We start from the raw sequence: 20,389 nt of genomic DNA on the forward strand, positions 1-20,389 counted from the left end.
CCGGCTCCACGGTAAACGGTTGCTGGCCCCGGCCCCGCGCAGCGGGTACCGTTTATCGTCGCGGACGAGTTGGCCGGGCGGCCGCGGGCCGTCGCAAGGCGGTTCGAGGAAAGTCCGGACTTCACAGAGCAGGGTGATTGCTAACGGCAATCCGAGGTGACTCGCGGGAAAGTGCCACAGAAAACAGACCGCCACCCTCGCGGTGGTAAGGGTGAAACGGTGCGGTAAGAGCGCACCAGCATCCCGGGTGACCGGGGTGGCTCGGCAAACCCCACCCGAAGCAAGGCCAAGAAGGCCGCACCGCTGGTGCGGCCGCGCAGGCGTTCGAGGGTTGCTCGCCCGAGCCTGCGGGTAGGCCGCTCGAGGCACCCGGTGACGGTGTGTCCAGATGGATGGTCGCCGCCGCACCGCCGTTGCTCACGCGCGGCGGTGGGGAACAGAATCCGGCTTACAGGCCAACTCGTCCGCCTTCAGCCTCCGCGAAACTGCAACCAGCGACCCGTTCGCCGAGTGGGGGCGTCGGTGGCTGCAGTCTCGCGACCGGGTTAGTGGCCCGCCTTGCGCACCGCTTTGGCGAGTTTGCGTAGGGTGCCGTCGAGTTCGCGGCGGCACCGCTGCGCCAAGTCGGCCTCCCGCTGATACAGCAGCCCGTACGTGAAAGTGTCTTCGCCGGCGGCGTGGGCGATCTCCGCCTCCTGGCGCAGGTGTTCACGGCTGACCACGCTGTCTTGATGATCGCCGAGCAGCGACTGCACGGCCTTGGCCTGCTCGGACACCTTCGCCGCGCCGGTGGCGGCCGCGGTGTACCGAAGACGCTTGGCGCGCTTGCGGATTCGGTGTATCGCTTCGTCGCGGTGGTGGTGGTCGCCGGGCTGCTCCCGCGCGGCCCGGGCGGCGGCCTTCGCTGCCTTGCGGACCTTCTTGTAGGCGGCGTCGATGGTCACCGGGGCCTGTTCCTCGGCCGCGGCGGCGACGGGGGTTTGGGCAGCAATCGTCTCCAGGGAGTCGAGCAACCGGAAGTAACGCTGCGAGCGCATCGCGATCAACGACCGGCGCAGCCCGGTCTGGTAGCGACGCTGGGCGCCCCCGACCAGGCGTTCGCGCACCGGACCGCGCACCAATTCCGGTGCGAGCCCGTCCAAGTCACGCTCGTATCGCTCGGCGAGCACCTCGGCGTCGCGCGCCATCCCCAAGATCCCGGCGAGCTCACGCAACTCGTCCAGCACCCATCCCTCCTCGGGCAACCCGAACGAATCCTGGTAATCACGCAGCAGGCTGCGCAGCTTGCGGGTGGTCACCCGCATCTGGTGGATGGAGTCATACGCGTCGGCGCGCACGGCGCGATCCCACACCAGCAGCTCGCGGACCTGCTCGGCGATGGCGCGCTGCAACGGATCCTCGGACGGCTGCGCGCCGTCGGGCGGTGGCGGGGTGCCGAGCACCCGCGCCAGCTTGGAGCCGTGCCCGGCCGGCGCGGCACCGGCGTCCAGCAGCCGGTTGCTCAACCGGTTCAGCAGCTCGGTGCCGGCCGCCCCGTTGGATTGACCGCCCGCTTCGAGCAGCTCCAATTCCCACTCCCGCCACTCCAGCTCGGTGGGCGGCGCACCGGTTTCATCGGCGGCGGCTCCGGCGCTGTCATCGGAGCCCCGCGTCGACCATGCGGTGACGTGGTCGTTGCTGAACTCGGCCAGCGCGACGCCCGCGGCGTCGTACAACACCTGGCTCTCGCGCTCGGTGGTGATGCGCGCGACCGGCTGCAGCGGCCGGTCGCGGACGATCGCCAGCACGACGTCCGTCAACTCGGTGGGCACGGCGTTGTTCCCGTCGGGGCCGGATGCGTCCAGCGGCGCGCGGACCTCGGTGCGCGCGTCGGGCCCGGCCGGCAGCTTGAGGTGCCACCCCGCGTCGGAGCCACCGGTGCGGCGGCGCAGGGTGATCTTGTTGCGCGCGAGGTCATGTGCGGGCGTGTCGAAGTACGTCGCATCCAGGGTTTGCGTCGGCGACTTCTCGACGTGGGCGACCGCGGCGATCCCTTCGAACGACGGGGACACGGTGGACTCGACGACGTCGAACTTGCGCTCTACCTCCAGGTGACGCGAGGTCTGCGGCGTTTGTGCAGGCATCTTTCGCTCCGTTGACGGCGCGTCGCCGCGGCCTTGAACGCGGTGGACGGTGGGGGATGAGACCCATAGCCTGCCACACCGCGGTGACGGCGCTATGGCGGCGGCGGAGGAGGGGGAGGAGCCGACGTGTCGTCCTCCGGCAGCGGCGCATAGGCCGCGGGCGGCGGGGCATAGCGGGCGATGTTGTCAGCGATGTTGGTGCAGCCACTCACCGAGACGCGTCGGCCCGCGCCCACGCACACGGTCGCCTCGACCCGATCGGCGGAGGGCACCGCGGTAAGGATTGCGGGGACGGACACCACGCCCGAGAACACCAGCAGTGCGGCAAGCCCGCGGCGGCGGTTCATCTGCACTCTCCTTCCGACCCCTCAGTGCATTGTGCCGTCACAGCGCGGCGGGCGGGCCGAGAATGTGAATATCGCTGGGGCGGCGGGGCCGGAAAGCGTTAGGCCGTGTGCACGTTCGGGGTGCGGACGTGTTCGGGGCGAAGGCCCCGCCCGAAGGCGATCGGCGGGATGGATCGCAGCGGGCCCCGACCCACGATCGCGGGGATCGGGATAGGTGACAGGTCACCACCGTTCAAATTGGGCGCGATCACCCGATCCTGGGCGAACACCTGGATCGCCTGGATGACCCGGGCGGGCAGCTCCCGCCGGCGCTGCACCTTGGCGAGGTCGGTGTCGCGCAGCCGTCCGTTGCTCAGTGGGACGCTCAGGATGTTGGCCGCCGCCACCGCGTCGGCGACGGCGAGGTTGATCCCGACGCCGCCGATCGGCGACATGGCGTGGGCGGCGTCGCCGATGCACAGCAGGCCGGTGCGCCACCACGTCTCGAGCCGGTCCACCCGCACGTCGAGCTGACTGGTCTGGTCCCAGGAACGAAGGTCGTCGACGTGTTCGCGTAGCTGTGGCCGCGCCGCCACGACGCGCTCTTTGAACGCCTCCAGCGACCCGTCGCGGGGGTCGGACCCCTTCGGCATCAGATACGCGATCTGCCAATAGTCGCCCCGGTAGATCAACGCCATGGTGAAGCCCTTGCGGGCCACCCCGTACAGCTCCTGCGGATCGCCGGGGCGCCAGTTGAGCCGAAACCACAACACGTCCATCGGGGAGTGCGCCGCAGCGGTCTGCAGCCCGGCCGCGGCCCGGACCGCGGATTTGCGCCCGTCCGCGCCGACGACCAGGTCGGCGCGGACCTCCAGGTCGGGTGTGCGCGCCCCGATCACGCGATCGCCGTCGAAGATCAGGTCTTTGACTTCCGCGTTGCGGATCAGCGTGAATTCCGGGTAGGCAGAGGCCTTTTCGGCGAGGAAGTCGAGGAAATCCCACTGCGGCATCAACGCGATATACGGCTGTTTGAAGCCCAACCGCTTGAGCACACCGAAGTTGCCGAAGGTGCGAATCGTGCCGTCGGTGTCGAACGCGACACGGTCGATTTTGGTGTGCGGCAGGCGCAGGAGCTCATCGACGAGCCCAAGCTCGTCCATGATCCGCAGGGTGCTGGGATGCACCGTGTCGCCGCGGAAGTCGCGCAGGAAGTCATTGTGCTTCTCCAAGACGACAACCCGGACCCCGGCGCGGGCGAGCAGGAGCGCGTGAACGAGGCCGGCGGGGCCCCCACCGGCAACACAAACCTGGGTCTGAAGGACTTCCGCCACGGCCCGACCCTACCGCGGGCCTGCATTTGTTTGGCGCCTGATTCGCGCGTGCGCGGCGCGCAAACCCCTTATGGTTTGCGATACGAATACCGCTCGCCTTGTGCGGTGGCCGACGAAGGAGCGTTTGCATGGGGTCTTGTGTTCGCCCGGCAGCCCGGGCCGTTGCCGGCGGAATGGCGGCCTGCGCGGCCAGTGTGGCAATGCTTTTCGCGACAGCCGGTTCGGCCGCCGCGGACGTGCCGATGGACGATCCGGAGCCGGCGCCCACGTCGCAACCCAATTGCACGGCCGCCGATCTGGCCCAGGTCTCGTCGGGCGTCGCCGCGGCCACGTCGGCGTACCTGTTCACGCACCCGGACGTCAACGACTACTTCACCAGCTTGAAGGGCCAACCGCGCAGCGACATGCGCGATCAGTTGAAGCAGTACATGGATGCCAACCCGCAGACCCACGCCGACCTCGAGGGCATCCGCCAGCCGCTGACCGACTTCCAGAATCGGTGCCGCTGAAGCCTTCCGGTCAGCTGGCCGGCGGCGGCCGCAGATGCATTGCCAGGTCGCTCAACTCGAGGATCGTCTGAATCTCGGTGTCGCGGAACGGCCGTCCGTCGGGTCCCAGCAAGTCGTGAAACCATTCCTGCGGCATCGCCGGATCCGGGTTCGGGTGGTCCCAGGAGTCCCAGGGAAAGTACGTCTGCGTTTTCCCGGCGACGAATCCCCAGTTGAATGCGCCGACGTTGGCGCGCTTCGCGATCGGCAGGATGTTTTGCACCGTGCTGCCCAGCGGCCGGGCCATGTACTCGGTGCATAGGATCGGGCGCCCCAGCGGGACGAGCTCGGCGATGCGCCTCTCGAACGCCGCCGGCTCGCCGTAGCAGTGGAAGGTGATGACATCGGAGTTGTCGAGCTGGATCCCGGCGATGACGCTGCGGCGCGCCGGGTCGGCCCACTCGCCGTGCCACACGCCGCTCGTCAGCGGCTGGCGGGGATCGACCGACCGCGCCCACTCGAACACCTGGGGGAGCAGGTTGGCGACCAGGTCGACCTTGTCTTTGCGTTCCACCGAGGCGTAGGTGTCCGCCGGATTGTCCGGCTCGTTCCACAGGTCCCAGCCCAAAATGCGGTCGTCATTGCGGAATTGGGTCAGGACTCCGGTGACGTAGCCGCGCAGGGTGCGGACGTAGCCGCGGTCATCGAGGCGCGCGGCGCCCGGGCTCTGCACCCAGCCGGAGTTGTGGATGCCGGGCCGGGGCGCGGGCTGCGGGCCCGGCTTGGGGAACGGATCCCAACACGAATCAAACAGGACGAACAGGGGTTTGATGTCGTGGCGGGCCGCGATGTCGACGAACCGCGCGAGACGGCCCTGGAACCCTCGGTGGTCCTGCGCCCAGAGCAGATCGTGCAAAAAGACCCGCACCGCGTTGAATCCATTTGTTTGGGCCCAACCCAATTCGGTGTCGATGCGCCGGGGATCGAAGGTATCGGCCTGGAACATCTCCAGCTGGTTGATGGCGTTGGACGTGATGTAGTTCGCGCCCACCGGCCAGGCTTGCGCCTGATACCAGCGGTTGGCCCGCTCGGGCGACCACCGGCTTGCCTGCGGCGAGGTGCGAGGCGGCTGCGCGGACGCGTGCGGTGTGCGGGCCAAAACGATGCCTCCTGCCACTAGCAGCGGGAACTTCAGCACCGTTCGACGGTGTACGAAGCCACCACGGTCCCCCCGGTCGATGTGGTCCACCTTTGCTCTTTAGAGTCCGGATCGTCTCCTAAGAGCAATCGTACATGCCTGCCACACAACGTTTTTCGGCGGTTTCGTTGTGACCGGGGTAACGTTGTCAACGAGGCGGGACCCTCAGATCGGCGGTCCGGGCGCGCACCGCGGCGTGCCGGCCATCGTGCGCTGACGCGCGGGGTCAGAAGCAGTGCTCGTCGGCGGGGAAAACCCCTGCGGCGACCTCGTGCGCATATTGCGTTGCGGCCTGGCGCAATTCCCCGCCGATGTCGGCGAACCGTTTGACGAAGCGGGCGGCCTTGCCGCTGCTCATGCCGGCCATGTCCTGCCACACCAGCACCTGCCCGTCGCAGTTCGGTCCGGCGCCGATCCCGATGGTCGGAATCGTCAGCTTGCCGGTGATCTGGGTGGCCAACTCGGCCGGCACCATCTCCATCACCACGGAGAACGCCCCGGCCTCGGCGACGGCGATCGCGTCCGCGACGGTCTGTTCGGCCGCGTCGCCGCGGCCCTGGACCCGGAAGCCGCCCAGGCTGTTCACGCTCTGCGGGGTAAACCCGATGTGCGCCATCACCGGGATGCCCGCGGCGGTCAGGCAGGCGATCTGCTCGGCGACCCGTTCACCGCCCTCGAGCTTCACCGCGTGCGCGCCGCCCTCTTTCATGAACCGGGTGGCGGCGGCCAGCGCGGCGGCGGGCCCGGCCTCGTAGCTGCCGAACGGCAGGTCCGCGACGACCATGGCGTGCTGGGCGCCGCGCGCCACGCCGCGGACCAACGGAATCAGTTCGTCGATCGACACCGGCACGGTGGTGTCGTAGCCGTAGACGACGTTGGCCGCCGAGTCGCCGACCAGCAGGACCGGGATGCCGGCCTCGTCGAAAATGCGGGCGGTCGAATAGTCGTAGGCCGTGAGCATCGCCCACTTGTGCCCTTCGGCCTTCATCTTCTGCAGGTGGTGGGTGCGGATCTTGGTGAGCGGCTGCGCGGGCGCAGACGAATTGGCACCGTAAACGTTGTGCTCAGACATCATTGTCCCTAGTGGGTGGTCGGGTCGATCCTCGTGGCCCAAAACGGGTCCCCGGGTTCGTCTGACGGTGTCATTCTGCCATTTCTTCGGCGCGGTTGAAACGGCGCGACAGTGTGAGACAGGCCATGCTCCGCGCGCGGCGGTGCCGCTGATCAGGATCTCAGGTTTCCTCTGGCAGCATATGTTGGCATGGGTTCGTCTCGCCGCGGCACGAGCGCGCGCACGCTGCTGATGTGGACGTCGATCGCTGCCGTGGCGCTGCTTCTGGCGGGCTGCGAACGCGTGGTGCTGGGACGCGCCGTCATGTCCGAACCCAAGCTGGGCCAGGCGGTGGAGTGGACGCCGTGCCGGGCCGCCAACCCGAAGGTCAAGCTCCCGGCCGGCGCGTTGTGCGGCAAGCTCGCGGTGCCGGTCGACTACGACAACCTCGACGGCGACGACGCCACGCTGGCGATGATCCGTTTCCCCGCGACCGGGGACAAGATCGGCTCGTTGGTGATCAACCCCGGCGGGCCCGGGGAGTCCGGCATCGAAGCGGCGCTGGGCGTCGTCCAGTCCCTGCCCAAGCGGGTCCGCGAAAGGTTCGACCTGGTGGGCTTCGATCCCCGCGGGGTGGGCGCGTCGCGCCCGGCGGTCTGGTGCAACTCCGACGCCGACAACGACCGGCTGCGCACCGAGCCGAACGTCGACTACAGCCCGGCCGGTGTGGCCCACATCGAGGACGAGACCAAGCGGTTCGTCGGCCGCTGCGTCGACAAGATGGGCAAGGGCTTTCTGGCCAACATCGGGACGGTCAACGTCGCCAGGGACCTCGACGCCATCCGGGCCGCGCTGGGCGACGACAAGCTGACCTACCTCGGCTACTCCTACGGCACCCGGATCGGCTCGGCCTACGCCGAGGCCTACCCGAACAAGGTGCGGGCGATGATCCTCGACGGCGCCGTCGACCCCAACGCCGATCCCATCGAGGCCGACCTGCGGCAGGCCAAGGGATTCCAGGACGCGTTCAACAACTACGCCGCCGACTGCGCGAAACAACCGAACTGCCCGCTGGGCACCGACCCGGCCAAGGCCGTCGACGTCTACCACAGCCTGGTCGACCCGATGGTCGACCCCAACAACCCCATGGTCGGCCGGCCGGTCCCGACCAACGACCCGCGCGGACTCAGCTACAGCGACGCCATCGTCGGCACCATCATGGCGCTGTACTCACCGAACCTGTGGCATCACCTGACCGACGGCCTCTCCGAACTCGTCGACCATCACGGCGACACCCTGCTCGCCCTGGCCGACATGTACATGCGCCGCGACTCGCACGGCCACTACACCAACGCCACCGACGCGCGGGTGGCGGTCAACTGCGTGGACCAGCCGCCGATTACCGACCGGGCCAAGGTGATTGACGAAGACCGCCGCTCCCGGGAGATCGCACCGTTCATGAGCTACGGGCAGTTCACCGGCCACGCGCCGCTGGGCACCTGCGCGTTCTGGCCGGTACCGCCGACGAGCAAGCCGCACACCATCTCCGCGCCCGGCCTGGCGCCGACGGTGGTGGTGTCGACGACCCACGACCCGGCGACTCCCTACAAGGCCGGCGTCGACCTGGCCAACCAGCTGCGCAGCTCGCTGCTGACCTACGACGGAACCCAGCACACGGTCGTCTTCCAGGGCGATGGCTGCATCGACAACTACGTGACGGCCTATCTGGTCGGCGGCACGACGCCGCCGAGCGGCGCCAAGTGCTAGCGCCGAACGTGTACTCACGGCGGGATTTTCGTCGATTCGTCGCCGTGGTTGCACGCTCGGTGCGGGCTCGAACCGGCTGAGAGCCGAGACCAAGGCGTAATCGTTTCGCGCTGCCACGGGGACCCGCGGCTGCAACGATGACAGCCATGTCGCGCCTGAGACCCGTGAGCTCGGCGCTGCTTTCGTTCGGCCTTGTGCTGGGCGGTTCGGCCGTCGCCGCGCTGCCGGTGGCCGGCGCCACGCCCGAACCGGGCGCGGGGCAGACCCCGGCCCCGAACCCGCCGGCGGCCGCGGCGCCGCAGGGCTGGGGGAGCTGCGGCCAATTCGTCTCGGACACAAGCGATATCCCCGCCGCGCGGTGCACCACGGTGTCGGTCCCGATCGACTACAACAACCCGGGCGGCGCCCAGGCCAAGCTGGCGGTGATCCGCGTGCCCGCGACCGGGCAACGGATGGGATCGCTGCTGGTCAATCCCGGGGGTCCCGGCGGCTCGGCGGTCGACATGGTGGCCGCGATGGCGCCGGACCTGGAGAACTCGCCCGTCGGCCGCAACTTCGATCTGGTCGGCTTCGACCCGCGCGGCGTGGGCCACTCCACTCCTTCGCTGCGCTGCCGCACCGACGCCGAATTCGACGCGTATCGGCGAGAGCCGATGGTCGACTACAGCCCGGCCGGCGTCGCGCACATCGAGCAGCTCTACCGGCAGCTGGCCCAGCAATGCGTGAACCGCATGGGCGCCGCGTTTTTGGCCAACGCGGGCACCGCGTCCGTCGCGCGTGACATGGACGCGGTGCGCCAGGCGCTGGGCGACGAACAGATCAACTACCTGGGATACAGCTACGGCACCGAGCTGGGGACCGCCTACCTGGAGAAGTTCAGCAACCACGTGCGGGCGATGGTGCTCGACGGTGCCATCGACCCGACCGTCGGCCCCATCGACGAGAACGTCAACCAAATGGCCGGATTCCAAACGGCTTTCAACGACTACGCCACCGACTGCGCCCGCTCGCCGGGCTGCCCGTTGGGCACCGACCCGTCCCAGTTCGTCGCCCGCTACCACGCCCTGGTCGACCCGCTGGCCACCAAGCCGGGCCGCACCGCGGACCCCCGCGGGCTGAGCTACGCCGACGCGACCACCGGCACCATCAACGCGCTCTACACGCCGACGCACTGGAAATACCTGACCAGCGGCCTGCTCGGCCTGGCCCGCGGCACCGACGCCGGCGACCTGCTGCTGCTCGCCGATGACTACCAGGGACGCGGCCGCGACGGGCACTACTCCAACGACCAGGATGCGTTCAACGCGATCCGGTGCGTCGACGCCCCGAATCCGACCGACCAGGCCAGCTGGGTGACCGCGGATCAGCGGATCCGCCAGGCGGCGCCCTTCCTGAGCTACGGGCCGTTCACGGGAAACGCTCCCCGCGATTTGTGCGCGCTGTGGCCCGTCCCGCCGACGTCGGCGCCCCACGCCGCACCGCCCATGGCGCCGGGCAAGGTCGTCGTCGTCTCCACCACGCACGACCCGGCGACCCCGTATCAGGCCGGGGTGAACCTGGCCCGCCAGCTGGGCGGCCCGCTGATCACCTACGACGGCACGCAGCACACGGCGGTGTTCAACGGCGATCAATGCGTGGACAACGCCGTGGTGCGTTACCTGGTCGCGGGCACCCCGCCGCCGGCCGGCTACAGCTGCCGGTCCTGACCAGCGACCGACGGCCCCGCGGTGGCCATCGCAACGGTTCTGAGCGGGCATCGGTAACGCAGATTTAACAGCCGTTGCATACTGTTCGAGTTATGGATCGCCAGAAGGAATTCGTGCTGCGCACGCTCGAGGAACGAGACATCCGCTTCGTTCGGCTGTGGTTCACCGATGTGCTCGGCTTCCTCAAGTCGGTCGCGATCGCCCCGGCCGAACTCGAAGGCGCCTTCGAGGAGGGCATCGGCTTCGACGGATCCTCGATCGAGGGCTTCTCGCGGGTCTCGGAATCCGACACCGTCGCCAACCCCGACCCGTCCACCTTCCAGGTGCTGCCGTGGGCCTCGCCCAGCGGCCACCACCACTCGGCGCGGATGTTCTGCGACATCACCATGCCGGACGGCTCGCCGTCCTGGGCGGACCCGCGGCACGTGCTGCGCCGCCAGCTGCAGAAGGCCAACGACCTGGGCTTCTCCTGCTACGTGCACCCCGAGATCGAATTCTTCCTGCTCAAGCCCGGCGCCGACGACGGGACGCCGCCGGTTCCGGTCGACAACGCCGGCTACTTCGACCAGGCGGTCCACGACTCCGCCTCGAACTTCCGCCGCCACGCGATCGAGGCGCTGGAGTTCATGGGCATCTCGGTGGAGTTCAGCCACCACGAGGGCGCGCCCGGCCAGCAGGAGATCGACCTGCGCTTCGCCGACGCCCTGTCGATGGCCGACAACGTGATGACGTTCCGCTACGTCATCAAGGAAGTGGCGATCGACAACGGCGCCCGCGCGTCGTTCATGCCCAAGCCGTTCGGGCAGCACCCCGGCTCCGCGATGCACACCCACATGAGCCTGTTCGAGGGCGACGTCAACGCGTTCCACAGCCCGGACGACCCGCTGCAGCTCTCCGATGTGGGCAAGTCCTTCATCGCCGGGATCCTCGAGCACGCCTCGGAGATCAGCGCCGTCACCAACCAATGGGTCAACTCCTACAAGCGTCTGGTGGGGGGCGGCGAGGCGCCGACCGCCGCGTCGTGGGGGGCTGCCAACCGCTCCGCGCTGGTGCGGGTGCCCATGTACACCCCGCACAAGACGTCGTCGCGGCGCGTCGAGGTCCGCAGCCCCGACTCGGCGTGCAACCCGTACCTGACGTTCGCCGTGCTGCTGGCCGCCGGGCTGCGCGGGGTGGAGAAGGGCTACGTGCTGGGGCCGCAGGCCGAGGACAACGTGTGGGACCTGACCCCCGCGGAGCGCCAGGCGATGGGATACCGCGAGCTGCCCACCAGCCTGGACAGCGCGCTTCGCGCCATGGAGTCCTCCGAGCTGGTCGCGGAAACGTTGGGGGAGCACGTGTTTGACTTCTTCCTGCGCAACAAGCGCACCGAGTGGGCGAACTACCGCAGCCACGTCACCCCGTACGAACTGAATACCTACCTGTCGCTGTAGCGGTTTCATGCGCCGCCGTGCCTGAAGATCGGCCGGTTGCGATACGGTCGTGGTCGTGACCAAACCCGCGACGCAGCGCCCCAGGCTGCCCAGCGTCGGCCGGCTCGGGTTGGTCGATCCGCAAGCGGCCGAACGCATAGCGCAGCTGGGTTGGCATGACCATGACGACCAGGCCCACGTCGACCTGCTCTGGTCGCTGTCGCGCGCCGCGGACCCCGACGCCGCCCTGCTCGCCCTGGTCCGGCTGGCCGAGAACCCCGACGCCGGGTGGAACGAGCTCAACGCCGCCCTGCTCGCCGAACGCCCCCTGCGCGGGCGGCTGTTCGGTGTGCTCGGCGCGTCGCTGGCCCTCGGGGATCACCTGATCGCCCAGCCGCAGTCCTGGAAACTCTTGCGCGGCAACGTCACACTGCCCACCCACGACCAGCTGTCCGCGAACTTCACCGCGTGCGTCGAGGAGGCGCTGGCCGACCCCGGTTCGGCGATGGTGCGGCTGCGCACCCTGTACCGCGATCAGCTGCTGGTGCTGGCCGGGCTCGACCTGGCCGCCACGGTCGAGGACGAACCGGTGGTGCCGTTCACCGTCGTGGCCGCCCACCTGTCGGACCTGGCCGACGCCGCGCTGGCCGCCGCGTTGCGGGTGGCCGAGAGCACCGTGTGCGGCGACAAGACGCCGCCGCGGCTGGCGGTCATCGCGATGGGCAAATGCGGTGCCCGCGAACTGAACTACGTCAGCGACGTCGACGTCATCTTCGTCGCCGAGCACGCCGACGCCCTCACCACCCGGGTGGCCGGCGAGATGATGCGGCTGGCCTCCGAGGCGTTCTTTCAGGTCGACGCCGGGCTGCGACCGGAGGGCCGCAGCGGCGAGCTGGTCCGCACCGTCGAGTCGCACATCGCCTACTACCAGCGGTGGGCGAAAACCTGGGAGTTCCAGGCGCTGCTGAAGGCGCGCGCGGCGGTGGGCGACGCGGAGCTGGGGCAGCGGTACCTGGCCGCGCTGATGCCGATGGTCTGGGTCGCCTGCGAGCGTGAGGACTTCGTGGTCGAAGTGCAGGCGATGCGGCGCCGCGTCGAGCAGCTGGTGCCCGCCGACGTGCGCGGCCGCGAGATCAAGCTCGGCAGCGGCGGATTGCGCGACGTCGAATTCGCCGTGCAGCTCCTGCAGTTGGTGCACGGGCGCAGCGACGAGTCGCTGCACGTGGCGTCGACGGTGGACGCGCTCGCCGCGCTGGGCCACGGCGGCTACATCGGACGCGAGGACGCGGCGAACCTCACCGCCTCCTACGAGTTCCTCCGGCTGCTCGAGCACCGGCTGCAACTGCAGCGGCTCAAGCGCACCCACCTGCTGCCCGAGCCCGACGACGAGGAGGCGGTGCGCTGGCTGGCGCGGGCCGCCCACATCCGGCCCGACGGCCGCCACGACGCCGCGGGGGTGCTGCGCGAGGAGCTGCGGCACCAGAACCTGCGGGTGTCGCAGCTGCACGCCAAGCTGTTCTACCAACCGCTGCTGGAATCGATCGGCCCGGCCGGCCTGGAGATCGCGCACGGCATGACCTCCGAGGCCGCCGAGCGCCAGCTGGCCGCCCTGGGATACGAGGGCCCGCAGTCCGCGCTTAAGCACATGTCGGCGCTGGTCAACCTCAGCGGCCGGCGGGGCCGGGTGCAGTCGGTGCTGCTGCCCAGGCTGCTGAACTGGATGTCGTACACGCCCGACCCCGACGGCGGGCTGCTGGCCTACCGGCGACTGTCCGAGGCGCTGTCCGGGGAGAGCTGGTATCTGGCCACGCTGCGCGATCAGCCCGCCGTCGCGCGGCGGCTCATGCACGTGCTGGGCACCTCGGCGTACGTGCCGGACCTGTTGATGCGCGCGCCCCGGGTCATCCAGGACTACGGCGACGGGGCGACCGGGCCGCGACTCCTGGAGACCGACCCGGCCTCGGTGGCCCGCGCGCTGGTCGCCTCGGCCTGCCGCTACTCCGACCCGGTGCGGGCGATCGCCGGCGCGCGCACCCTGCGGCGTCGCGAGCTGGCCCGGGTGGCGTCGGCGGACCTGCTCGGCATGCTCGAGGTCGTCGACGTGTGCAAGGCGCTGACGTCGGTGTGGGTGGCGGTGCTGCAGGCCGCGCTGGACGCGATGATCCGGACCAACCTTCCCGAAAACGGCAAGGCGCCGGCGGCCATCGCCGTCATCGGCATGGGCAGGCTGGGCGGCGCCGAACTGGGCTACGGGTCCGACGCCGACGTGATGTTCGTGTGCGAATCCGCGCCCGGTGTCGAGGATTCCGTGGCCGTGCGCTGGGCGACCACGGTCGCCGAACAGGTCCGGACCCTGCTGGGGACCCCCAGCGTCGACCCGCCGCTGGAGGTCGACGCCAACCTGCGGCCCGAGGGCCGCAACGGCCCGCTGGTGCGCACCCTGGCCTCCTACGCCGCCTACTACGGGCAGTGGGCGCAGCCGTGGGAGGTCCAGGCGCTGCTGCGCGCGCACGCGGTCGCCGGCGACGAGGAGCTGGGGCAGCGGTTCCTGCTGATGGCCGACAAGACGCGCTATCCACCCAACGAGATGTCGCCGGAGGCGATGCGCGAGATCCGCCGCATCAAGGCCCGCGTCGACGCCGAGCGGCTGCCGCGCGGCGCCGACCCCAACACGCACACCAAGCTGGGTCGCGGGGGACTGGCCGACATCGAATGGACCGTGCAGCTGCTGCAGCTGCGGCACGCCCACGAGATCCCCGCGCTGCACACCACGTCGACGCTGGAGTGCCTGGATGCGATCGCCGCGGCCGAGCTGGTTCCCGCCGACGAGGTGGAGCTGCTGCGGCAGGCCTGGCTGACCGCCACCCGGGCCCGCAACGCGCTGGTGCTCGTCCGCGGTAAGCCCACCGACCAGCTGCCGGGCCACGGACGCCAGCTGAACGCGGTCGCCGTGGCCGCCGGCTGGCCGACCGACGAGGGCGGCGAGTTCTTGGACAACTATTTACGGGTGACGCGGCGCGCAAAAGCCGTCGTGCGCAAGGTGTTTGGAAGTTGAGTCAGGAGGCCGGCGCGTTGGACGCCACATTCGAGGTGCTCAGCGCGACGGAAGCCGATCGCGTGACCGCGCTGTATGCCCCATTGGCCGATGCGGTCCGCGAGCTCGTCGACGCGACCATCCGGACCGAGGTCGGCGACGACGTCGTCGCCGACGCGCGATCGGCGATCGAGGCCGTCACCGCGTCGTTGCGGCAACGCACCCGCGCGATGGGCGTGAGCTACCGCGTCAACGGCCGCCCGCTGCCGTTGGGCAACGCCGCGATCGGGGTGTGCAACCCCATCGCCCCGCCGATCGTGGTGAACCACGAGGGCGACGGGCGCTGCTGGAGCGAGTTCGTCCTGGGCTCGGCCTACGAGGGACCGCCGAAACTGGTGCACGGCGGCGTCAGCGCCCTGGTGCTCGACCACATGCTCGGCGAGGCGGCCAGCGAGGGCTTGTCCAAGGCGCGGTTCACCGGGACCATCACCGTCAAGTATCTGCGCGGCACCCCGCTCGGCCCGCTTCGTTGCGATGCGTGGGTCGACGGCAAACAGGGCCGCAAAGTCTTTGCACGCGGCACCATTTCGGACGCCGCGGGCGTCACCGTCGAGGCCGACGGCGTCTTCATCGAGCCGGCCTGGGCGCAGGAGGCGCAGTGAAGTTCTACATCAGCAGCGCCTTCCTGAACACCCGCGAGATCATCGAGCTCGCCAAGGCGGCCGACGAACTCGGCTACGACGGGATCGGCATCCCCGACCACGTCGTCAACCTGGAGACGCTGGACACGCCGTACCCGTACACCAAGGACGGCCAGCGGCGCTGGCAGCCCTTCACCGACTGGCCGGACCCCTGGGTGCTCGTCGGTGCGCTCGCCCAGGTCACCACGCGGCTGCGGTTCGTCAACACCGTCTACATCCCCGCGATGCGCAACCCGTATTCGGCGGCGAAAGCCATTGGTACCGCGGCGGTTCTGGCGTCGGGCCGGGTGGAGCTGGGTATCGGCGTGGGCTGGTGTCGCGAGGAATTCGCGTTGATGGGTGAGCGATTCGAGGCCCGCGGCAAGCGCACCGATGAAATCATCGAGCTGATGCGGGCGCTGTGGTCGCCGGGCTGGACGGAGTTCGAGGGCGAGTTCTATTCCGCGCCGCGGCTGGACATGCAGCCCACCCCGCCGCCCATTCCCGTGTATGTCGGGGGGCTCAGCGAGATCGCGCTGCGCCGCGCCGCCCGCAACGACGGCTGGATCGGGGACTTGATCAACACCGAGCGGGCCCTCGACGCCATCGGCCGGCTGCGGGAGATGCGGGCCGAAAACGGTTTGTCCATGGACGATTTCACCGTTCTCACCCCGCTCACCGACGCGTTCACGACCGCCGACTATCAGCGCGCGGAGGCCGGCGGCATCACCGGGATCATCACGATGCCGTGGATGTTCTACGCCGGGCCCGACGCCGGCCTGGACGACAAGATCGACGGCATGCAGCGCTTTCGCAAGGACCTGTCACTCGACGGGTAGGAGACACGGCGGCTTTACCGCGCGTAGGGGTCGGTGATCTCGCGGAGCTGATCCAAGATCTGTTGCAGCAGTGTGAAGTTGCGGGTACCCAGGTAGGCCTTCCACTCCGCGTGGATCTTGTCGAGTGTTGCCGTGACTACCTCGATCGCGCGCCGGCCACGTCGCTCGATCACGATCAACCGGGCGCGGCCATCCGCGGGGTCGGGGACCCGGCGGACATAGCCTAAACGTTCGAGTTGATCGACCAGCACGCCCGCGCTCTGCTTGCTCATTTGCGCCTGTTCGGCGAGGTCTGTGAGGCGCGAACCGTCCGGGGCGATGCGTTGAAACACGCGGCACTGGGCCAGGGTCCAGTCGTCGAATCCGGCATCCTGGAGCGCCCGGAAAATCCGGTCTTCGGTGTGCCGGTACGGGATGAACAACGACACCCCTAGGTCAATCCGCTGCTCGTCGTTCATGCCGCCCTCGGCTCCATCGCCCACGTGGTCCAACGAAATTCACACCTTACGTCCACCGCTACTGCGTCCCGGCACCCTGCGTCCCGTGGGTGACTTCGCACCCGCTGCTGATGCACGCACGGCCTCCGACGAACCATCAGTTTAGTAAACATCAATGACCAGCATAGACGTCGGTGGGGGCCAACACTGTTATGAACACTTGACATTAGTCAGAAACACGGATCATGATAGTCAATGTTCCTGACGATATAGCGAGCGATGGACGGGTGGTTACCGCTATGCGGGCCCCGCTCACCATCACGCCCGTTCATCCGTTTCACCCGTTCTAGAGAAAGCGAATTATTGTGAAGTTTCTTGTCCTTGGAGCAACCGGCCGCACTGGCCGCCTCTTCGTCAAAAAGGCGCTCGACCAGGGTCACCAGGTCACCGCCCTGGTTCGGCGGGCCGACGCCACCGTTGACCCGCGCGCCCACATCGTCGGCGGCGACGTCACCGACGCCGCCGACATCGCCACGGCAGCCCGAGGGCACGACGCGGTCATCAGCGCACTCGGCGTCAAGAACGTCCGCAAAACGCCGACGCTGATCACGGACACCGTCCGCGCCGTCATCGCCTCCGCCAAAACATCGGGTGTTGACCGGTTCGTGATCGTGTCGGCCTTCGGAGTCGGCGACTCCCTCGCCAAGGCATCGTTTCTCGCCGGCCTGATATTTCGCACGGCGCTGCGCAAGAAGTACGAAGACAAAGCGGCGTCCGAAGTGCTCTTGAAAGCCAGCGGCCTGAAATGGACCCTCGAATACCCCGGGGCCTTGAACGACGGGGTCGGCGGCCGCTACACCGCGATGGCGCTCGACGACGTCACGACGTTGCCGATCCTCCCCTCAACCTCTCGGGAAAACGTCGCCGACTTTCTCCTCCACGCCGCCGTGGAAGACACGTTCATCCGTCAGGTCGTCGTCGTCACCGACACCAAATAGGTCACTCCAGCGGAACGCGCCCAAGGGGCAGGTTCCGGCGGCTGAACGCGAAACCACCCGCGAGGCGAGCGCCGCGCGGGTGGTTTCGTCAAGCCGACTCAGGCGTCCTTAAACGTCGTAGTACAGCGCGAATTCGTAGGGGTGCGGCCGGATCTGGACCGGCAGGATCTCGTTCTCGCGCTTGAAGTTGATCCACGTTTCGATGAGGTCGGGCGTGAAAACGCCGCCCTCGGTGAGGTATTCGTGGTCTTCTTCCAGCCGGTCGATCACCGCGGACAGCTGCGTGGGCGCCTGCGGGATGTTGGCGGCCTCTTCGGGCGGCAGCTCGTAGAGGTCCTTGTCGACCGGTGCCTGCGGCTCGATCTTGTTCTTGATGCCGTCCAGGCCGGCCATCAGCATGGCCGAGAACGCCAGGTACGGGTTGCCCGACGAGTCGGGGCAACGGAACTCGAGCCGCTTGGCCTTGGGGTTGGTGCCGGTGATCGGGATCCGGACACAGGCCGAGCGGTTGCGCTGGCTGTAGACCAGGTTGATCGGGGCCTCGTAGCCGGGCACCAGACGCTTGTAGGAGTTCACCGTGGGGTTGGTGAACGCCAGCAGCGACGGCGCGTGGTGCAGCAGGCCGCCGATGTAGTGGCGGGCGGTGTCCGAGAGGCCGGCGTACCCGGTCTCGTCGTACATCAGCGGGCTGCCGTCCTTCCACAGCGACTGGTGGGTGTGCATGCCGGAGCCGTTGTCACCGAACAGCGGCTTGGGCATGAACGTGACGGTCTTGCCGTGCTGCCAGGCCGTGTTCTTGACGATGTACTTGTAGAGCATCATGTCGTCGGCCGCGTGCAGCAGCGTGTTGAACTTGTAGTTGATCTCGGCCTGGCCGCCGGTGCCCACCTCGTGGTGGCCCTTTTCCAGGCTGAAGCCGGCCGTGATCAGGTTCGACAGCATCTTGTCGCGCAGGTCGACGTAGTGGTCGACGGGGGCGACCGGGAAGTAGCCACCCTTGGGGCGGACCTTGTAGCCGCGGTTGGGGCTGCCGTCGAGCTCGTTGGGCGAGCCGGTGTTCCACCAACCAGAGATCGCGTCGATCTCGTAGAACGAGCCGTTGGTGCGCGAATCGAAGCTCACCGAGTCGAAGATGTAGAACTCGGCCTCGGCGCCGAAGTACGCGGTGTCGGCGACGCCGGTGCTGATCAGGTAGTTCTCGGCCTTACGGGCGATGTTGCGCGGGTCGCGCGAGTACGGCTCGAGGGTGAAGGGGTCGTGCACGAAGAAGTTCAGGTTCAGCGTCTTGGCTTCGCGGAACAGGTCGATCTGCGCCGTCGCCGGGTCGGGCAGGAGCAGCATGTCGGATTCGTGAATGGACTGGAATCCGCGAATCGACGAGCCGTCGAATGCCAAGCCGTCCTCAAAAACGCTCTCGTCGAAAAACGAAATCGGAATGGTGAAGTGCTGCATGATGCCGGGCAAATCACAGAACCGCACGTCGACAAACTCGACGTTCTCGTCCTTCGCGAGTTTGAAGACGGCGTCGGGCGTCTTTTCCGTCACAGAGTGCTCCTTTACTTGGTGAGATCCGCGGCCTGACGCTAGGGAGCAGATGTTGCCCGTCAGTCAACCCGATGTTGCGCGCACGTTACGTGACCATGCCACACGCAAAAAGTGGCCGCTTTGGCGGCGGTTCTATTGTGGGGCCATGGATCGCAAGATCGTATCTTTTCTGGTGACGGAGCGCACCGTCCGCCCGCCGTATCGGACCTGGCCGTCGATTTATTCGGACCCCGGTCCGCGGCGATGATGCCGGAATCGCGATCCGCATACCCCGGTGAAAAGCTGGGATTGCCCCAGAGCGGGCCGGGCTCGCTGGCGCGGATGGGGCGACGGCTGGGCGCGCTGACGATCGACTGGCTGATCGCTTTGGGTCTGGCGGCGCTGGCCATGCGGTTCGGGTGGTTCCCCGAAGGGGCGCTGGCCACCGCCGAGCTGGTCATCTGGTTTGTGCTGGGCGTGGTCTCGGTGCGACTGTTCGGCTTCACGCCCGGCCAGCTGGCGCTGGGTCTGCAGGTGGTGGCGGTGGACGGGCGCGGGATGGTCGGCGTCGGCCGCGCGGTGGTGCGCGGCCTCCTGGTCGGCACGGTGGTCCCGGCGTTGTTCACCGACTGGGACGGCCGCGGGCTGCAGGACCGGTTGACCGCGACGGCCGTGGTTCGCCGCTGAGTCCGATGGCGGCTATTTGCGGCGCACCGTGCGCTGCACGCCGCGCATCTTGCCGGCGTTGGGCAGCGGCCCCTTCGGCATGACGGCGGCCCCGGCCCGCGTCCCCAAGGCGGCCAACCGGGACTCCAGCGTGTCCATCTGCTTGGCGGTGATGTTGGCCGGCAACCGGGTGAGATGGCGCTCCAGCTTGGCCAGGGGCACCTCGTCCTCGCCGTTGCCGACGATGATGTCGTAGATCGGCACCTCCCCGATCAGGCGGGCGGTGCGCTTCTTCTCCTGCGCCAGCAGCGGGCGCACGCGGGTCGCCGACCCCTCGCCGACCAGGATCACGCCGGGCCGGCCGATGACCCGGTGCACGGCGTCGAAGTGTCCGGTCGCGGCGACGCCCGGCGTCACCCGCCACTTGCCGCGCAGGTTGTCCAATGCCCATGCCGCCGCCCCGGTTTGGCCCTCGGCCTTGCGGTAGACGGACTTCTGGGCGCGGCGTCCGAAGACGATGAACGCAACCAGCCCGCCCAGCACCACGCCGAGCGGGATCAAGGTGATCATCGTCAGCCCGCCGGCCCAGAGCCCGACGCCCACCGAGGCGCCCACGATCAGCACGAAGGCGCCGATCATGTACGGCAGCAGGCGCTTGTCCTCCTGGCGCTGCAGATTGAACGCCTGCCACAACTGGGTGCGGCGCTCCCGCGCGGCGGCCTTGCGGGCAGCCTGCGCCTGCGCTCGGGCGGCCTTGTTCTCAGCGGCAGTGCGGGATTTAGCCATAGTCAAAGGATACGTAGGGCCGC

17 protein-coding genes and 1 other RNA gene are annotated in these 20,389 nt (G+C 68.6%); 10 read left to right on the plus strand and 8 right to left on the minus strand.

What is annotated here, in order from left to right; all coding sequences use genetic code 11:
• Positions 1 to 65 precede the first annotated feature (65 nt).
• Positions 66 to 467, plus strand: an RNA gene (gene rnpB / locus AC0KS4_RS08725) — RNase P RNA component class A.
• A 78-nt stretch (positions 468 to 545) separates the two neighbouring features.
• Here rnpB and AC0KS4_RS08730 read toward each other — a convergent pair.
• The 3 genes from AC0KS4_RS08730 to AC0KS4_RS08740 all read right to left on the minus strand — a co-directional run bounded on the left by AC0KS4_RS08730 (position 546) and on the right by AC0KS4_RS08740 (position 3,780).
• The gene (locus tag AC0KS4_RS08730) at positions 546 to 2,123 is read right to left on the minus strand and encodes a CYTH and CHAD domain-containing protein (protein ID WP_238957852.1); all 1,578 of its coding nucleotides are present in this window, start codon (positions 2,121 to 2,123) and stop codon (positions 546 to 548) included.
• Between the two features lie 92 nt (positions 2,124 to 2,215).
• Positions 2,216 to 2,470: a hypothetical protein gene (locus tag AC0KS4_RS08735; RefSeq protein WP_225329029.1), complete on the minus strand. Its 255-nt coding sequence runs from the start codon at positions 2,468 to 2,470 to the stop codon at positions 2,216 to 2,218.
• A 98-nt stretch (positions 2,471 to 2,568) separates the two neighbouring features.
• Positions 2,569 to 3,780 carry an FAD-dependent oxidoreductase gene (locus AC0KS4_RS08740; RefSeq protein ID WP_238957853.1) on the minus strand — a complete coding sequence of 404 codons (1,212 nt, stop codon included), beginning with the start codon at positions 3,778 to 3,780 and terminating at the stop codon, positions 2,569 to 2,571.
• 128 nt (positions 3,781 to 3,908) lie between these two features.
• Here AC0KS4_RS08740 and AC0KS4_RS08745 point away from each other — a divergent pair, with 128 nt between their 5' ends.
• Complete coding sequence (locus AC0KS4_RS08745) at positions 3,909 to 4,289, plus strand: heme-binding protein (RefSeq protein WP_425326373.1); 381 nt, start codon at positions 3,909 to 3,911, stop codon at positions 4,287 to 4,289.
• Between the two features lie 10 nt (positions 4,290 to 4,299).
• On the opposite strand, the gene AC0KS4_RS08750 is transcribed toward AC0KS4_RS08745, so the two are convergent.
• Both AC0KS4_RS08750 and panB read right to left on the minus strand, forming a co-directional pair.
• Positions 4,300 to 5,508, minus strand: coding sequence for a glycoside hydrolase 5 family protein (locus AC0KS4_RS08750; RefSeq protein ID WP_238958037.1), 1,209 nt, complete (start codon positions 5,506 to 5,508; stop codon positions 4,300 to 4,302).
• A gap of 184 nt (positions 5,509 to 5,692) precedes the next feature.
• Entirely contained in the window at positions 5,693 to 6,538 is an 846-nt protein-coding gene (gene panB, locus AC0KS4_RS08755; RefSeq protein WP_238957854.1) for a 3-methyl-2-oxobutanoate hydroxymethyltransferase, read from the minus strand.
• 189 nt (positions 6,539 to 6,727) lie between these two features.
• Here panB and AC0KS4_RS08760 point away from each other — a divergent pair, with 189 nt between their 5' ends.
• From AC0KS4_RS08760 to AC0KS4_RS08785, 6 genes are all read left to right on the plus strand, one after another.
• A complete protein-coding gene (locus AC0KS4_RS08760) occupies positions 6,728 to 8,284 on the plus strand; it encodes an alpha/beta hydrolase (RefSeq protein WP_238957855.1) in 1,557 nt (518 codons plus the stop codon).
• A gap of 137 nt (positions 8,285 to 8,421) precedes the next feature.
• Positions 8,422 to 9,990 (plus strand): alpha/beta hydrolase, encoded by a 1,569-nt coding sequence (locus AC0KS4_RS08765; RefSeq protein WP_238957856.1) that lies wholly within the window; start codon positions 8,422 to 8,424, stop codon positions 9,988 to 9,990.
• A gap of 92 nt (positions 9,991 to 10,082) precedes the next feature.
• Positions 10,083 to 11,423, plus strand: a complete 1,341-nt coding sequence (glnA, locus tag AC0KS4_RS08770; RefSeq protein ID WP_225330047.1) for a type I glutamate--ammonia ligase — start codon at positions 10,083 to 10,085, stop codon at positions 11,421 to 11,423.
• A gap of 49 nt (positions 11,424 to 11,472) precedes the next feature.
• On the plus strand, positions 11,473 to 14,457 hold the full coding sequence (locus AC0KS4_RS08775) for a bifunctional [glutamine synthetase] adenylyltransferase/[glutamine synthetase]-adenylyl-L-tyrosine phosphorylase (protein ID WP_238957857.1): 2,985 nt from the start codon (positions 11,473 to 11,475) through the stop codon (positions 14,455 to 14,457).
• Entirely contained in the window at positions 14,454 to 15,098 is a 645-nt protein-coding gene (locus AC0KS4_RS08780) for a PaaI family thioesterase (protein WP_225330045.1), read from the plus strand. The genes AC0KS4_RS08775 and AC0KS4_RS08780 overlap by 4 nt, the downstream gene beginning before the upstream one ends.
• Positions 15,095 to 15,955 (plus strand): TIGR03619 family F420-dependent LLM class oxidoreductase, encoded by an 861-nt coding sequence (locus tag AC0KS4_RS08785; RefSeq protein ID WP_472408509.1) that lies wholly within the window; start codon positions 15,095 to 15,097, stop codon positions 15,953 to 15,955. Before AC0KS4_RS08780 ends, AC0KS4_RS08785 begins: the two co-directional genes overlap by 4 nt.
• A gap of 14 nt (positions 15,956 to 15,969) precedes the next feature.
• On the opposite strand, the gene AC0KS4_RS08790 is transcribed toward AC0KS4_RS08785, so the two are convergent.
• On the minus strand, positions 15,970 to 16,413 hold the full coding sequence (locus AC0KS4_RS08790) for a MarR family winged helix-turn-helix transcriptional regulator (RefSeq protein WP_238958038.1): 444 nt from the start codon (positions 16,411 to 16,413) through the stop codon (positions 15,970 to 15,972).
• Between the two features lie 344 nt (positions 16,414 to 16,757).
• Here AC0KS4_RS08790 and AC0KS4_RS08795 point away from each other — a divergent pair, with 344 nt between their 5' ends.
• A complete protein-coding gene (locus AC0KS4_RS08795) occupies positions 16,758 to 17,390 on the plus strand; it encodes an NAD(P)-dependent oxidoreductase (RefSeq protein ID WP_238957859.1) in 633 nt (210 codons plus the stop codon).
• Positions 17,391 to 17,498: 108 nt separating this feature from the next.
• Here AC0KS4_RS08795 and glnA (AC0KS4_RS08800) read toward each other — a convergent pair whose 3' ends face one another.
• Entirely contained in the window at positions 17,499 to 18,935 is a 1,437-nt protein-coding gene (glnA, locus tag AC0KS4_RS08800) for a type I glutamate--ammonia ligase (RefSeq protein WP_238957860.1), read from the minus strand.
• 243 nt (positions 18,936 to 19,178) lie between these two features.
• Between glnA (AC0KS4_RS08800) and AC0KS4_RS08805 the strand changes: the two genes are divergently transcribed.
• Entirely contained in the window at positions 19,179 to 19,601 is a 423-nt protein-coding gene (locus AC0KS4_RS08805) for an RDD family protein (protein WP_238957861.1), read from the plus strand.
• Between the two features lie 12 nt (positions 19,602 to 19,613).
• On the opposite strand, the gene AC0KS4_RS08810 is transcribed toward AC0KS4_RS08805, so the two are convergent.
• Positions 19,614 to 20,366, minus strand: a complete 753-nt coding sequence (locus AC0KS4_RS08810; RefSeq protein ID WP_225330041.1) for a DUF4191 domain-containing protein — start codon at positions 20,364 to 20,366, stop codon at positions 19,614 to 19,616.
• Between the last annotated feature and the right edge of the window lie 23 nt (positions 20,367 to 20,389).

It is taken from the genome of Mycobacterium sp. NTMscope_MAC_12 (assembly GCF_976985675.1).

Excerpts from the sequence above, each read along its gene's own strand:
- AC0KS4_RS08730 (WP_238957852.1), bottom strand. The coding sequence starts at position 2,123 with ATGCCTGCACAAACGCCGCAGACCTCGCGTCACCTGGAGGTAGAGCGC.
- AC0KS4_RS08735 (WP_225329029.1), bottom strand. The coding sequence starts at position 2,470 with ATGAACCGCCGCCGCGGGCTTGCCGCACTGCTGGTGTTCTCGGGCGTG.
- AC0KS4_RS08745 (WP_425326373.1), top strand. The coding sequence starts at position 3,909 with ATGGGGTCTTGTGTTCGCCCGGCAGCCCGGGCCGTTGCCGGCGGAATG.
- panB (WP_238957854.1), bottom strand. The coding sequence starts at position 6,538 with ATGTCTGAGCACAACGTTTACGGTGCCAATTCGTCTGCGCCCGCGCAG.
- AC0KS4_RS08760 (WP_238957855.1), top strand. The coding sequence starts at position 6,728 with ATGGGTTCGTCTCGCCGCGGCACGAGCGCGCGCACGCTGCTGATGTGG.
- AC0KS4_RS08765 (WP_238957856.1), top strand. The coding sequence starts at position 8,422 with ATGACAGCCATGTCGCGCCTGAGACCCGTGAGCTCGGCGCTGCTTTCG.
- glnA (WP_225330047.1), top strand. The coding sequence starts at position 10,083 with ATGGATCGCCAGAAGGAATTCGTGCTGCGCACGCTCGAGGAACGAGAC.
- AC0KS4_RS08790 (WP_238958038.1), bottom strand. The coding sequence starts at position 16,413 with ATGAACGACGAGCAGCGGATTGACCTAGGGGTGTCGTTGTTCATCCCG.
- AC0KS4_RS08805 (WP_238957861.1), top strand. The coding sequence starts at position 19,179 with ATGATGCCGGAATCGCGATCCGCATACCCCGGTGAAAAGCTGGGATTG.
- AC0KS4_RS08810 (WP_225330041.1), bottom strand. The coding sequence starts at position 20,366 with ATGGCTAAATCCCGCACTGCCGCTGAGAACAAGGCCGCCCGAGCGCAG.